Raw genomic sequence first — 14,010 nt, forward strand, 5'->3', positions numbered from 1 at the left:
CGCGGGCTTGCCCGCGCCCACAGGATTGCCACCGCCTGAACGGGCATCACTTCACTGTGGGAGCGGGTAAGCCCGCGAAGGGCCACAAAGCGGCCCCCGGAGAACTCCATGACAATCGCTATCATCACCAGCGACGCCCAAGCCCTGGCCGTCGCCGAAGACATCGCCCAGCAACTGCGCCGCGACAGCGCCTTGCGCGACCGCGAGCGCCGCCTGCCGCTGGCCGAACTCGAGCTGTTCACCCGCTCCGGCCTGTGGGCCATCAGCGTGCCCAAAGCCTTCGGCGGTGCCGGCGTATCCAACGTCACCCTGGCCAAGGTCATCGCCCGTATCGCGCAGGCCGACGGTTCGCTCGGGCAGATTCCGCAGAATCATTTCTACGGTCTGGAAGTGCTGCGGGTAAACGGCAGCCCCGAACAGCAACAGCGCCTGTACGCCGAGGTGCTGGCCGGCCGCCGTTTCGGCAATGCCCTGGCTGAGCTGGGCACCAAGACCGCCCACGAGCGCACCACCCGCCTGAGCCGTGACGGCGACGGTTTCCGCATCAACGGGCGCAAGTTCTATTCCACAGGCGCCATCTATGCCCAGCGCATTCCAACCTCGGTCGTGGATGAACAAGGTATACAACAATTGGCCTTCGTCCCGGCCGACAGCCAGGGGCTGCAGGTGATCGACGACTGGAGCGGCTTCGGCCAGCGCACCACCGGCAGCGGTTCGGTGGTGTTCGATAACGTGTACGTCAGCGCAGCCGACGTGGTGCCGTTCCAAAGCGCCTTCGAGCGCCCTACCCCGGTCGGCCCGCTGGCGCAGATCCTCCATGCCGCCATCGACACCGGTATTGCCCGCGCCGCCTATGAAGACGCCCTGCACTTCGTGCGCACCCGCAGCCGTCCGTGGGTCGACTCCGGCCTGGACAAGGCCACGGATGACCCGCTGACACTGAAAAGCTTCGGCCATCTGGCGGTCCGCTTGCATGCGGCCGAAGCCCTGCTGGAGCGCGCAGGCGAATACCTCGACCGCGCCCGCGACGACAGCACTGCCGACAACGTGGCCGCCGCCTCCATTGCCGTGGCCGAAGCACGCGCCATCAGCACCGAAATTTCCCTCACCGCCGGTACCACCCTGTTCGAACTGGGCGGCAGCCAGGCAACATTGGCCGAACACAACCTCGACCGCCACTGGCGCAACGCTCGCGTGCACACCCTGCACGACCCGGTGCGCTGGAAGTACCACGCCATCGGCAACTACTACCTCAACGATGCCAACCCGCCACGCCGGGGGACCATCTGATGGCCAAGCAGATTCTGCTCAATGCCTTCAACATGAACTGCATCGGGCACATCAACCACGGTCTGTGGACCCACCCACGGGACACTTCAACCCAGTACAAGACCCTGGACTATTGGACCAACCTGGCACGCCTGCTGGAGCGCGGCCTGTTCGACGGGCTTTTCATTGCCGACATCGTCGGCACCTACGACATCTACGGCCAGTCACTGGACGTCACCCTCAAGGAGTCGATCCAGCTGCCTGTCAACGACCCGCTGCTGCTGGTCTCCGCCATGGCTGCAGTCACTCGTCACCTGGGTTTTGGCCTTACCGCCAACCTCACCTACGAGGCGCCGTACCTGTTCGCCCGGCGACTTTCCACACTCGACCACCTGAGCAATGGCCGGGTGGGCTGGAACATTGTCACCGGCTACCTCGACAGCGCTGCCCGGGCCATGGGCCTGGCGCAGCAACCGGCGCATGATCGCCGCTACGACCAGGCCGATGAATACCTGCAGGTGTTGTACAAGCTGCTGGAAGGCAGCTGGGCCGATGACGCAGTGGTCGCCGACCGCGAGCATCGCGTCTATGCCACGCCCGACAAGGTGCGCAAGGTTCAGCACCAGGGCGAGTTCTACAAGGTCGAAGGCTACCACCTGTGCGAGCCCTCACCGCAGCGCACCCCGGTGCTGTTCCAGGCTGGCAGCTCTGCGCGTGGCTTGGCCTTCGCCGGCAACCATGCCGAATGCGTGTTCATCAGTGGCCAAGACAAGGCAGCCACCCGCGCCCAGGTCGACAAGGTTCGCGCGGCCGCCCAGGCCGCCGGCCGCGACCCGCAGGCAGTCAAAGTGTTCATGGGCATCACGGTGATCGTCGCGGCCACCGAGCAACTGGCCCAGGCCAAACATGCCGAGTACCTGCGCCACGCCAGCGCCGAAGCGGGCGTCGCGCACTTCGCCGCGTCCACTGGCATCGACTTCGCCGCCTATGAACTGGACCAACCCATTGCCTTCAGCCAGGGCAACGCCATCCAGTCAGCCACACGCCAGTTGCAAGACAACGCCTGGACCCGCCGGCGCCTGTTGCAGCAACACGCCCTGGGCGGCCGCTACGTAACCCTGGTCGGCGCGCCTGAACAGGTGGCCGAGCAGTTGATCGCGTGGATCGATGAAAGCGGCCTGGACGGTTTCAACCTGACCCGCACCGTCACCCCGGAAAGCTTCGAGGACTTCGTCGAGCTGGTCATCCCGCAACTTCAGCTGCGTGGCCGCTACAAGACGGCCTACACCGAAGGCACCCTGCGCGAAAAACTGTTCCATACCGACCACCCGCACTTACCCGCCGACCACCCTGGCTCGGCTTACCGCTTTACCCCTACCCCGACTGGAGCCCTGCACCATGCTTGAGAAACTGTTCCGGCCCGTCGCGGCCATTGCCATCACCCTCGGCCTGTGCGCCGGTGCCCTTGCTGCCGAGCCGTTGAAGATCGGCACCACCTCGGCCTTTGCCATTCCGCTGGAAGCCGCGGTGGAAGAAGCCCACAAGCGAGGCCTGGAAGTGAAGCTGATCGAGTTCAGCGACTGGATTGCGCCCAATGTCAGCCTCAACAGCGGCGACATCGACGTGAACTACTTCCAGCACATCCCGTTCCTGGAAAACGCCAAGGCTGCTGCAGGCTTCAACCTTGTGCCTTACGCCCCGGGCATCATCAACAACGTTGGCCTGTACTCGAAAAAGTACAAAAGCTTTGCCGAGCTGCCTGAAGGCGCCAGCGTGGCCATCGCCAACGACCCGATCAACAGCGGCCGTGGCCTACTGCTGCTGGCCAAGGCCGGGTTGATCACCCTGAAGCCCGGCGTGGGCTACAAGGCCACCGAGGATGACATCCTCGCCAACCCGAAAAAGCTGAAGATCCTTCAGGTCGAGGCGGTGCAACTGGTACGCGCCTACGACGACGCCGACCTGGTGCAGGGTTACCCGGCCTACATCCGCCTGGCCAACACCTTCGATGCCACCTCGGCGTTGCTGTTCGATGGGCTGGAAAACAAGGAATACGTGATCCAGTTCGTCATTCGCCCGCAAAGCAAGGACGACCCACGCCTAGCCAAGTTCGTCGACATCTACCAGCATTCGCCAGTGGTGCGCGCTGCGTTGAACAAAGCTCACGGCAAGCTCTACCAAGCCGGCTGGGAAGGCTGACATGAGCCAGGCCAGCGCGCTCAGGGCGCCTACACCCCAAGCACTGCCGCCATTGGCCAGGGAACAGGCCCTGCGCCCCGAGGTCAATGAAGCCCACGTGCGCTTCATCGGCCTGGGCAAGACCTACCCGGGCCAGGCGCAACCGGCCTTGCAAGGCATCGACTTGAACATCCGCCATGGCGAGATCTTCGGCATCATCGGCCGCAGCGGCGCCGGTAAGTCATCACTGCTGCGCACCATCAACCGCCTGGAGCAACCCAGCCAGGGCCGCGTATTGATCGACCAGGTGGATATCGCGCCTTTCGATGAGGACCAGCTTGTGGCCCTGCGCCGGCGCATCGGCATGATCTTCCAGCACTTCAACCTGATGTCGGCCAAGACCGTGTGGCAGAACGTCGAGTTGCCGTTGAAAGTCGCCGGCGTGGCAAAAGCCGAACGCCAGCGCAAGGTGCGCGAGTTGCTGGAACTGGTCGGCCTGCAGGAAAAACATCACGTGTACCCGGCGCAACTGTCCGGCGGGCAGAAACAGCGCGTGGGCATTGCCCGGGCACTGGTGCACACCCCCGAGATCCTGCTGTGCGACGAGGCCACCTCGGCGCTGGACCCGGAAACCACCGCCTCGATCCTGGAGCTGCTGCGCGATATCAACCAGCGCCTGGGGCTGACCATCGTGCTGATCACCCACGAAATGGCGGTGATTCGCGACATCTGCCACCGGGTTGTGGTGCTGGAACGCGGCGCAGTGGTCGAGCAGGGCGAGGCCTGGCGGGTGTTTGGTTCACCTCGTCACGAGGTTACCCGCACCCTGCTCGCCCCTTTGCAGGCCAAGCTACCCGCCGCACTGCAAGCCAGCCTCCAGGCCCACCCGGCGGGCGGCAACAGCGCCGTAGTGCTGAAACTGACGGTGCTTGGCGAGCCAGAGCTGTCTGCCCTGTTCAACGACCTGGGCGGGCGTGTGCGTCTGCTGCAGGGCGGCGTGGAAACCATCGGCGAACATGCCTTGGGGCAACTCATCCTCTCGGTGCAACACTCGCCGCACGACCCCCATCAATTGCTGGAACGTGCCCGCCGTTGGGCCGAGGACGTGGAGGTATTGGGCCATGTGGTTTGATCGCCTGCTGGAAGGCTTGCTTGATACGCTGCTGATGGTTGGGGTTTCGTCACTGATCGCCCTGCTGGTGGGTGTACCCATGGCGGTGCTGCTGGTCACCAGCGACAAGGGTGGGATCTTCGAGGCGCGGCTGCTGAACCGGGTGCTGGGTGCCTTCGTCAACCTGTTCCGCTCGATTCCGTTTCTGATCCTGATGGTTGCGCTGATTCCTTTCACCCGCCTGGTGGTGGGTACCACTTATGGTGTGTGGGCGGCAGTGGTGCCGCTGACCATTGCCGCCACACCGTTCTTTGCGCGGATTGCCGAGGTCAGCCTGCGTGAGGTCGACCATGGTCTGGTGGAAGCCGCACAGGCCATGGGCTGCCAGCGCTGGCACATCGTCTGGCATGTACTGTTGCCCGAGGCGCTGCCGGGGATCGTCGGGGGCTTCACCATTACCTTGGTGACCTTGATCAACTCCTCGGCGATGGCCGGGGCGATTGGTGCCGGCGGGCTGGGGGATATCGCCTATCGGTATGGCTACCAGCGTTTCGACAGCCAGATCATGCTGACCGTGATCGCCATGCTGATAGCGTTAGTGGCGTTGATCCAGCTGGGCGGGGACCGACTGGCGAAGGGTTTGAACAAGCGCTGAAATCCAGGGCTGCTTTGCAGCCCGCTCTCAATCCCAGCGAAGATCCTCAGCCGGCACTGGCCGCCCGAACCAGTACCCTTGACCCAACTCGCACTCCTCCTGCAACAGGAAGCTGGCCTGTTCCGCCTGCTCGATACCCTCGGCATGCACCTGCATACCCATGCTACGGGCCAAGGCGATGATCACCCGCACAATGGCGATGTCGTCGTCATCCACTGGCAACCCAGCCACAAACCCTTGGTCGATTTTCAGTTTCTGCACCGGCAAACGCTTGAGCCGCAGCAGTGACGAATACCCCGTGCCAAAGTCGTCGATGGCCAGGGTCACCCCCAGTTCGCGCAAGCGGTGCAGTTGCTCCAGCGCTACCTCAGGGTCGTCCATCACCGCGCTTTCGGTGACTTCCAGCTCCAGCAAGGCCGGGGCCAGGCCGCTGTCGTGCAGCACTTGGGCTACCTCCTGATACAGCTCGTGCTGGCCAAACAGGCGACTGGAGATGTTCACCCCCACAAATGCCAGCTGCCGGCCTTCCGCTTGCCACTGCACCATTTGCCGACAGGCCTGTTGCAGCACCCAGGTATCGATCTCGGCAATCAGGCCGGTGCGTTCGGCAATCGGGATGAACTCGCTCGGCGGTACCAGGCCGCGCCCGGGGTGGTGCCAGCGCACCAACGCCTCGACCCCGACCTGCCGGCCCGTCGCCAAGTCGTGTACCGGCTGAAAGTATACCCGCAGTTCATCCTGCTCCAGGGCCCGACGCAATTCGGCGGCGGTCTCGACCCGATGCTGGGCGTGGGCGGTCAGCTCTTCGGTGTACAGCGCATAACAGGCCCGACCGTTGCTTTTGGCCTTGTACAACGCCGAGTCGGCATTGCGCAGCAACTGCTCGGCACTCAAGGCATCGCTGGGGAACAGGCTGATTCCGACGCTGGCGCTGATGAACAGACGATTGCCCTCGAACTGAAACGGCTCACGCATGCGCTCGATGATGCACTGCGCCAGCTTGCCCGCCTGGCCAACCTGCTGGCAGTTCTCGGCCAGCACGCCGAACTCGTCGCCGCCCAGACGCGCCAGGGTCATGCCGTTACCCAACACCTCTCCCAGACGCTCGCCTACCAGCTTCAGCAACTGGTCGCCAATGGTATGGCCCAGGCCGTCGTTTATGCTCTGGAAATGATCCAGGTCCAGCAGCAACAGGGCGCAACCGCGCTTGTTGGCCTGCGCCGCCGCCAATGCCTGCTCCACCCGGTCGTTAAACAGCAGGCGGTTGGGCAGGCCGGTCAGCGGGTCGTGGTGGGCGAGGTAGGCAAGCTCTTGTTCCGAATGCTTGATGGCGCTGATATCACTGAACACCGCCACGTAATGGCTGAGCTCACCTTCGTCATCACGAATGGCGCAAATGGTCTGCCACTGCGGGTAGATTTCCCCGCTTTTGCGCCGGTTCCAGATTTCACCACTCCACTCGCCCTTCTCGGCCAGGGTGGCAAAAATTTCCTGGTAGAAGGCCAGGCCATGGCGGCCCGACTTGAACTTGCTCGGGCGCTGGCCGATGACCTCATCCTGCTGGTAGCCGGTGATGCGCATGAAGGCACGATTGACGTGCACGATCAGGCCTTGGCGGTCGGTCACCAGCACACCCTCGAGGGTACTGTCGAACACCGCGGCAGCCATGCGCAGCCGTTCACGGTCTTCGCAACGCAAACGCGCGCCATGGCCGATGAAATTGAGCAGGCGCACACGCGACACGTAGATCAGCAAGGCACTGAGCAGCACCCAGAGCACCACGTTGATCTGCCGCCCCACAGTCAGTGCCAAGGGGTCGTCAGTCATGCTGTGCAGCATCACCTCCGCCAGCGCAAGCCAGAGGATCGAGAGCACCACATACAGCGCAGCCATGCGCAAGGCGTCGCGAACGGAAACAGACATGTCGGGTGGGAAAGGCCATCAAAAAGGAGCGGGCATTATAAAGGCTGAAACATGTCGTGACCTCCTATCTCAACGGTTGACTGGTTTTATTTCCCCGCCAAGGGATAATCAGCCCTTCCCCCCGCATTTCGAGGGTATTTGCACCTATGTGGTATAACGGCCTGCTCGACCTGTCGGCCTGGCAACTGGTCGGCATCACTCTGTTGATGACCCACGTGACCATTGTCAGCGTCACGGTCTACCTGCATCGCTACTCCGCGCACCGGGCCCTGGAGCTCAACGGCGCGCTCAAGCACTTCTTCCGCTTCTGGCTGTGGCTGACCACGGCGCAGAACACCCGCGAGTGGACCGCCGTCCACCGCAAGCACCACGCCAAGTGCGAAACCCCCGACGACCCGCACAGCCCGGTGTACAAGGGCCTGGGCACAGTGCTGCGCAAAGGTGCCGAACTGTACCGTGAAGAGGCGCGCAACCCCGAAACCCTGCGCATCTATGGCAAGAATTGCCCGGATGACTGGATCGAGCGCAACCTGTACTCGCGTTACAAACTGGGCGGTATCGCACTGATGGCGGTAATCGACCTGCTGCTGTTTGGCACCATAGGCATCACCATATGGGCGGTGCAGATGATGTGGATTCCGTTCTGGGCCGCTGGGGTGGTCAACGGCCTGGGCCATGCCCTGGGCTATCGCAACTTCGAATGCCGCGACGCCGCCACCAACCTGGTGCCCTGGGGCATCGTCATCGGCGGTGAAGAACTGCACAACAACCACCACACCTACCCCAACTCGGCCAAGCTCTCGGTCAAACGCTGGGAGTTCGACATGGGCTGGGCGTGGATCCGCCTGTTCTGCCTGCTGCGTCTGGCCAAGGTGCAGCGCGTGGCGCCCATCGCCCACCGGGTGGCCGGCAAGGCCAACCTGGACATGGACACCGCCATGGCCATCCTCAACAACCGCTTCCAGATCATGGCCCAGTACCGCAAGCTGGTGATCGGCCCGCTGGTGAAACAGGAACTGGCCCGTGTCGATGCCTCGGTGCGCCACCGCTTCCGCCGTGCCAAACGGCTGCTCTCGCGCGAAACCAGCCTGCTGGAAGACCGCCACCACGTGCGCATCGAGTCCATGCTCGCGCACAGCCAGGCACTGAAAACCATCTACGAAAAGCGCCTGGCCCTGCAGCAGATCTGGGCACGCACCAGTGCCAACGGCCACGACATGCTGGCGGCCATGAAAGACTGGGTACACGAGGCCGAAACCAGCGGCATCCAGGCACTGCGCGACTTCGCGGCGCAACTCAAGACTTACTCGCTGCGCCCGACCGGCGCCTGACCGCCGTTGATCGGCACGCCCCGCAACGGGGCGTGCCGTTCGGAACTTCACCCCCGCCTCTCCACTCGAATCCGGAATATCGCCTGCGTGGCGGGCCGGATGTTGGCCGCACGCTTTCACGTTGAGACCTGCTCCGTGCACATGGCCAAGAACATTCCAACGATTTTCCCCGGCACCCCTCCTCCCGAAGCTGCCCAGACTTTACTGGCGTTGCTCCACGCCCAAGGTGAGGTTGCCCGCCTGAGTGAGCGTGATCAGCTGTTCAGCTCGTTGCTCGACAGCGTCAACGCAGTGCTTTGGGCCTTCGACTGGGAAACCCGTCAGGTGCTGTACGTGAGCCCAGCCTACGAGCGCATCTTCGGCCGCCCGGTCAGCCTGGTGCTGGCTGACTACAACGAATGGCGTGACAGCATCTACCCCGACGACCTCGAGTTCGCCGAACGTAGCCTGGCCCAGGTACTGCTCAAGGGCGCGGTGGAAGACCGCGAGTACCGCATCCTCAATGCCGACGGGCAACTGCGCTGGCTGAGCGACAAGTGCTACATCAACCAGCAGCACGATGGCGAGCGGGTAATCATTGTCGGTATCGCCGAAGACATCACCGAGAAGAAGCAGCTTGAAGGCGAACTGCAGCGCCTGGCCACCACCGATGTGCTGACCCAGAGCAGTAACCGCAGGCACTTTTTCGAATGTGCTCAGCAAGCCTTCGACAGTGCACGCGAGGACGGTACACCGCTGGCTTTCCTGCTGTTGGATATCGACGACTTCAAACGCATCAATGACAGCTATGGCCACCAGGAAGGCGACCAGGTGCTGCAGCACATCGCCGACAGCGGCAAGGCCGTGCTACGCCGGGGCGACCTGTTCGGACGCATTGGCGGCGAAGAATTTGCGGCGGTGTTTCCGGGCTGCAACGCCCAGGTCGCGAAGCAGATTGCCGAGCGCTTGCAGCGGCAGATTCAGCACTTGAGCTTCAGCCATGGCCAGCAGACGTACGGGGTGACGGTGAGCCAGGGGCTGACCGAGCTGACCGTTGAGGATGTGGCGCTGGACAGCCTGTATGCGCGGGCCGATGCGGCAATGTACCAGGCCAAGCGGCAGGGCAAGAACCAGATAGTCCGCGGCTGATCAGGCGGCAAGGGCACCGGCTTTGGCCGGTATTCACGGGCCCGGCGCCACACCTGTGGCAGCGGGCAAGCCCGCGAAGGGCCGCAATGCAGCCCCCGAATCTCAGCTGGAAACCTCGGCCCCAGCTACCGGCGGTTCTTCCTGCGGCTTTACTTCCGGGTTCTCCACTTTGCGCAACCGCCTCAGCTCCGGCAGGCCAAGCTTGAGCAGGCGCGCAGTCTTGCCGCTCGCCACTTTCTCCAGCCCCTGCCCAGCCGGCAGCCGCGACAACTGCCCAGCCAGGTTCATGGCCAGGATCTCCCGCGAGTAAACGCCACCGCCCAACTGGTAGATCGCAGCGATCAACTCGCGCAGTGCCAGCGGCAAACGCCAGCGAGTACGCAGCGCCGAACCGAACGCCGCACCAAACTCTTCCAGCGATTGCTGCACATTGCGCTCGTCCAGGTCTCCCCCGGCCAACCGCCACTCCTGCAGGCAGCGCAACACCGCCAGGTCGCCCAGGCAATGCAGCAAGCCCGCGCAATAACAACGGCCCTCGTCCAGTTCGAGCATGCGCGCCAAGGTGCGGCCATATTCGGCAGTGTGCAGTGACAGGTCCCAGTAACGGGCTGCGTGCTCTGCCAACAGTGGGTCGCTGAGGCGTGCGCTGCGCTTGAGGGTCATGCCCAGGATCAGGTTCATGCTTTGGGTACTGCCAAGCTTGTTCAGGGCCTGCAGCAACGTCTGCACCGGCGCTTCACGATGCAATGCCGCACTATTGGCGGCAGCGATCAGCACCGCCGTCACCTGCGGGTCGTTACGCACCTCCTCTTCGAGCACCCTGAGGTTCAGGCCCTGGGGGTTCAGCGCTCGATTGATCGCTACCTGCACATCGGCCAGCAGCGGCCCGCCATCGGCGGTAGCGCGGCGCTGCTCAAGGTAGGCTGGCAGGCTGGCTCCCGCCTGCAACGCCGGTACCGGGCAGGCAATCTCCTCGCCAACGGCCAGCAGCAACTCTTGCAGCCGCTTGCGCAGGTTATCCAGGTTCAGTGGCTTGCTCAGGTAAGCCGTGGGGTGCAGGGGCAGCGCTTCGCGCACACTGGCGCTGTCATTGCGGTTACTCATGAGAATGAACGGCACCCCTGGCCCTTTGGCGCGCACCTTGCGCAGCAGGTCGAGGCCGTCGACACCGGCCAGCTCGCGGGCAGCGATGATCAGGTCCGGCTTGCTGGACAGGGCACTGAGCGCCTGCGCGCCGTCAGCGCATACTTGCAGGCGGGCGTCACAGCGCACGCTGAGCAGCATCTCGCTGAGCATGTCCCGTACCCAAGGATCGCCTTCGACAATCAGTACGCTTGGTGGGGTGGGGGCTGCAGCGCTCATCACCAACTACTCCTGAATACCCTGACACACAGTCCGTCGCAGCTTCCAAAGCCAATCCTCCGATAACCATAGCGCCACATGGCTTATCTGGGCATAAAAAAACCCGCCTAGGCGGGTTTTTTCTGAAGCGCGTCACATCAGGCGATTTCAGCGAAGCACTCTTCGATGATGGCCAGGCCTTTGTCCAGCAGTGCGTCTTCGGCGGTCAGCGGAACCAGGATACGCAGGACGTTGCCGTAGGTGCCGCAAGACAGCAGGATCAGACCCTTTTCACGAGCCTTGGCGACAACCTGGCCAACAGCAGCAGCGTTCGGGGTGTGAGTGCCTTTCTCGAAGACTTCGACGGCGATCATCGAGCCCAGACCACGGACGTCGCCGATGATCGGGTACTTCTTCTGGATTTCGCGCAGGCCGGCGGTCAGGCGCTCACCCACAGCCTTGCTGCGGTCCAGCAGTTTTTCTTCTTCGAACACTTCGATCACGGCCAGGGCCGCGGCGCAAGCGATCGGCGAACCCGCGTAGGTACCGCCCAGGCCGCCAGGCGCGATGGCGTCCATGTATTCGGCCTTGCCGCACACACCGGCCAGCGGGAAGCCGCCAGCGATGGATTTGGCGAAGGTGGTCAGGTCAGGCGCAACGCCCATCTGTTCCATGGCGAAGAAGGTGCCGGTACGGCCAGCGCCAGTTTGTACTTCGTCGGCGATCAGCAGGATGCCGTGCTGGTCGCACAGGGCGCGCAGGCGTTTCATCAGCTCTTTCGGCGCTGGCAGGAAGCCGCCTTCGCCTTGTACTGGCTCGAGGATGATCGCGGCGATGTCGCGCGGCTCGGCGTCGTTCTTGAAGATGCGCTCGACCGAGGCGATGGCGTCGTCAACGCTGATACCGTGCAGTTCGCTCGGGAACAGGGCGCGGAAGATGCCGCCTGGCATCAGGCCCATGCCAGCGGAGTACGGCACGACCTTGCCGGTCAGGCCCAGGGTCATCATGGTACGGCCGTGATAACCGCCGGTGAAGGCGATGACGCCAGCGCGGCCAGTGGCAGCACGGGCGATCTTGACGGCGTTTTCAACGGCTTCGGAGCCGGTGGTGACCAGCAGGGTCTTCTTGTCGAAGTCGCCTGGGACCAGCTTGTTGATCTTCTCGCACAGCTCTACGTAGGGCTCGTAAGCCAGCACCTGGAAGCAGGTGTGGCTGACCTTGGTCAGCTGCTCTTGCACGGCTGCAACCACTTTCGGGTGCAGGTGGCCGGTGTTCAGTACTGCGATGCCGCCGGCGAAGTCGATCAGTTCGCGGCCTTCAACGTCGATCACGGTCGAGTTCTTCGCGGTGTCGACGAAGATCGGGTGGATCTGGCCGACGCCACGTGGGACGGCAGCTACACGACGTTGCATCAAGGATTCGTTGGTTTTGCTCATAATGCCCTCATTGCGCCGACAGGAATGGCGCTTTTATTCGGGGGCGGCTGGGAGTGCTCGCGAACAGTATTCGTTGATCGACTGTCGTGAACGCCCTGGCCACCAGGTACTGCAATGTAAAAAAGGCCAGCGAGACGTCGCTCTCGCGCCCCGCTGGCAGAGGTAAAGCCTTTACCGTGCTATCAGACGCTGATGCACAGGTATTTGATTTCGAGGTAGTCCTCGATACCGTACTTGGAACCTTCGCGGCCCAGGCCCGAAGCCTTGATACCACCGAACGGCGCCACTTCGTTGGAGATCAGGCCGGTGTTGATACCCACCATGCCGTACTCCAGGGCTTCGGCGACACGGAACACACGGCTCATGTCACGGGCGTAGAAGTACGAGGCCAGGCCGAACTCGGTGTCGTTGGACATGGCGATGACTTCGGCTTCGTCTTTGAAGCGGAACAGCGGCGCCAGTGGGCCGAACGTCTCTTCCTTGGCGACAGCAGCGGTCTTCGGTACGTCAACCAGGATGGTCGGCTCGAAGAAGTTGCCTTCGATCAGCTTGCCACCGGACAGCACTTTGGCGCCTTTGCTGACGGCATCCTCGATGTGTTCCTGGACCTTGGCGACAGCCTTGCCATCGATCAGCGGGCCAGTGGTGGTGCCTTCTTCCAGGCCGTTACCGATCTTCAGCTTGGCAACTGCAGCGGCCAGCTTCTGGGCGAACGCGTCGTAGACGCCGTCCTGCACGTAGATACGGTTGGCGCAGACGCAGGTCTGGCCGTTGTTACGGTACTTGGAGATGATCGCGCCCTCGACCGCCTTGTCCAGGTCGGCGTCGTCGAACACGATGAACGGGGCGTTGCCACCCAGCTCCAGGGAAACCTTCTTGATGTCCTTGGCGCATTCTTCCATCAGCTGGCGACCGATTTCGGTCGAGCCGGTGAAGGACAGCTTGCGTACCAGGGAGTTGGCGGTCAGTTCGCCGCCAACTTCGCCGGCGCTGCCGGTAACCACACTCAGCACGCCAGCCGGGATGCCGGCACGGTGGGCCAGCTCGACCAGCGCCAGAGCGGAGTATGGGGTTTGCGAAGCCGGCTTGAGGACCATGGTGCAGCCAGCGGCCAGGGCCGGGCCGGCTTTACGGGTGATCATGGCGGCCGGGAAGTTCCACGGAGTGATGGCCGCGGTAACGCCGATTGGCTGCTTGATGACAATCAGGCGCTTGTCTGGCTGGTGGCCCGGGATGGTGTCACCGTAGATGCGCTTGGCTTCTTCGGCGAACCACTCGATGAACGAGGCCGCGTAGGCGATTTCGCCCTTGGCTTCGGCCAGCGGCTTGCCCTGTTCGGTGGTCATCAGGCGAGCCAGGTCGTCCTGGTTCTCGATCATCAGTTCGAACCAGCGACGCAGCTTGGCCGAGCGCTCTTTCGCAGTCAGGGCACGCCAGGCCGGCAGGGCCTTGTCGGCAGCTTCGATGGCGCGGCGGGTTTCCGCGGTGCCCATCTTCGGCACGGTACCGATGGCTTCGCCGGTGGCCGGGTTGGTCACCTTGATGGTCTGGCCGTTGTCCGCATCCAGCCACTCACCATTGATATAGGCTTGCTGGCGGAACAACTGAGCGTCTTTGAGCTGCATGTCGGCTTCCCGA

Annotated in this window: 11 protein-coding genes; 7 read left to right on the forward strand and 4 right to left on the reverse strand. The window is 63.2% G+C overall.

Annotated features, from left to right (window positions below):
* Positions 1-108 precede the first annotated feature (108 nt).
* Genes ACF8Q6_RS24795 through ACF8Q6_RS24815 form a run of 5 tightly spaced genes read left to right on the forward strand, consistent with a single transcriptional unit; the run spans position 109 to position 5,213 of the window.
* Entirely contained in the window at positions 109-1,290 is a 1,182-nt protein-coding gene (locus ACF8Q6_RS24795) for an SfnB family sulfur acquisition oxidoreductase (RefSeq protein ID WP_011953204.1), read from the forward strand.
* Positions 1,290-2,675, forward strand: a complete 1,386-nt coding sequence (locus ACF8Q6_RS24800; protein WP_392490626.1) for an LLM class flavin-dependent oxidoreductase — start codon at positions 1,290-1,292, stop codon at positions 2,673-2,675. The genes ACF8Q6_RS24795 and ACF8Q6_RS24800 overlap by 1 nt, the downstream gene beginning before the upstream one ends.
* On the forward strand, positions 2,668-3,468 hold the full coding sequence (locus tag ACF8Q6_RS24805; protein WP_161774172.1) for a MetQ/NlpA family ABC transporter substrate-binding protein: 801 nt from the start codon (positions 2,668-2,670) through the stop codon (positions 3,466-3,468). Before ACF8Q6_RS24800 ends, ACF8Q6_RS24805 begins: the two co-directional genes overlap by 8 nt.
* A 1-nt stretch (position 3,469) precedes the next feature.
* Entirely contained in the window at positions 3,470-4,579 is a 1,110-nt protein-coding gene (locus ACF8Q6_RS24810; protein WP_392490627.1) for a methionine ABC transporter ATP-binding protein, read from the forward strand.
* A complete protein-coding gene (locus tag ACF8Q6_RS24815) occupies positions 4,569-5,213 on the forward strand; it encodes a methionine ABC transporter permease (protein WP_392490628.1) in 645 nt (214 codons plus the stop codon). The genes ACF8Q6_RS24810 and ACF8Q6_RS24815 overlap by 11 nt, the downstream gene beginning before the upstream one ends.
* Positions 5,214-5,240: 27 nt before the next feature.
* Here ACF8Q6_RS24815 and dibA read toward each other — a convergent pair whose 3' ends face one another.
* Entirely contained in the window at positions 5,241-7,136 is a 1,896-nt protein-coding gene (gene dibA, locus ACF8Q6_RS24820) for a phosphodiesterase DibA (RefSeq protein WP_392499629.1), read from the reverse strand.
* Between the two features lie 146 nt (positions 7,137-7,282).
* On the opposite strand from dibA, the gene desA reads away from it, so the two are divergent.
* Both desA and ACF8Q6_RS24830 read left to right on the forward strand, forming a co-directional pair.
* The gene (gene desA / locus ACF8Q6_RS24825) at positions 7,283-8,467 is read left to right on the forward strand and encodes a delta-9 fatty acid desaturase DesA (protein WP_324737097.1); all 1,185 of its coding nucleotides are present in this window, start codon (positions 7,283-7,285) and stop codon (positions 8,465-8,467) included.
* A gap of 99 nt (positions 8,468-8,566) precedes the next feature.
* A complete protein-coding gene (locus ACF8Q6_RS24830) occupies positions 8,567-9,595 on the forward strand; it encodes a GGDEF domain-containing protein (RefSeq protein ID WP_392489443.1) in 1,029 nt (342 codons plus the stop codon).
* A 102-nt stretch (positions 9,596-9,697) separates the two neighbouring features.
* Here the strand turns inward: ACF8Q6_RS24830 and ACF8Q6_RS24835 are convergent, their stop codons facing one another.
* The 3 genes from ACF8Q6_RS24835 to gabD form a co-directional block, all read right to left on the reverse strand.
* On the reverse strand, positions 9,698-10,957 hold the full coding sequence (locus tag ACF8Q6_RS24835; protein WP_392489444.1) for an HDOD domain-containing protein: 1,260 nt from the start codon (positions 10,955-10,957) through the stop codon (positions 9,698-9,700).
* Between the two features lie 137 nt (positions 10,958-11,094).
* On the reverse strand, positions 11,095-12,372 hold the full coding sequence (gene gabT, locus ACF8Q6_RS24840; RefSeq protein WP_003255866.1) for a 4-aminobutyrate--2-oxoglutarate transaminase: 1,278 nt from the start codon (positions 12,370-12,372) through the stop codon (positions 11,095-11,097).
* A 182-nt stretch (positions 12,373-12,554) separates the two neighbouring features.
* Positions 12,555-13,997, reverse strand: coding sequence for an NADP-dependent succinate-semialdehyde dehydrogenase (gabD, locus tag ACF8Q6_RS24845; RefSeq protein WP_392489445.1), 1,443 nt, complete (start codon positions 13,995-13,997; stop codon positions 12,555-12,557).
* Positions 13,998-14,010: the final 13 nt, after the last annotated feature.

The organism is Pseudomonas sp. GLN_2 (genome assembly GCF_043106005.1).
Lineage (GTDB): Bacteria > Pseudomonadota > Gammaproteobacteria > Pseudomonadales > Pseudomonadaceae > Aquipseudomonas > Aquipseudomonas alloputida.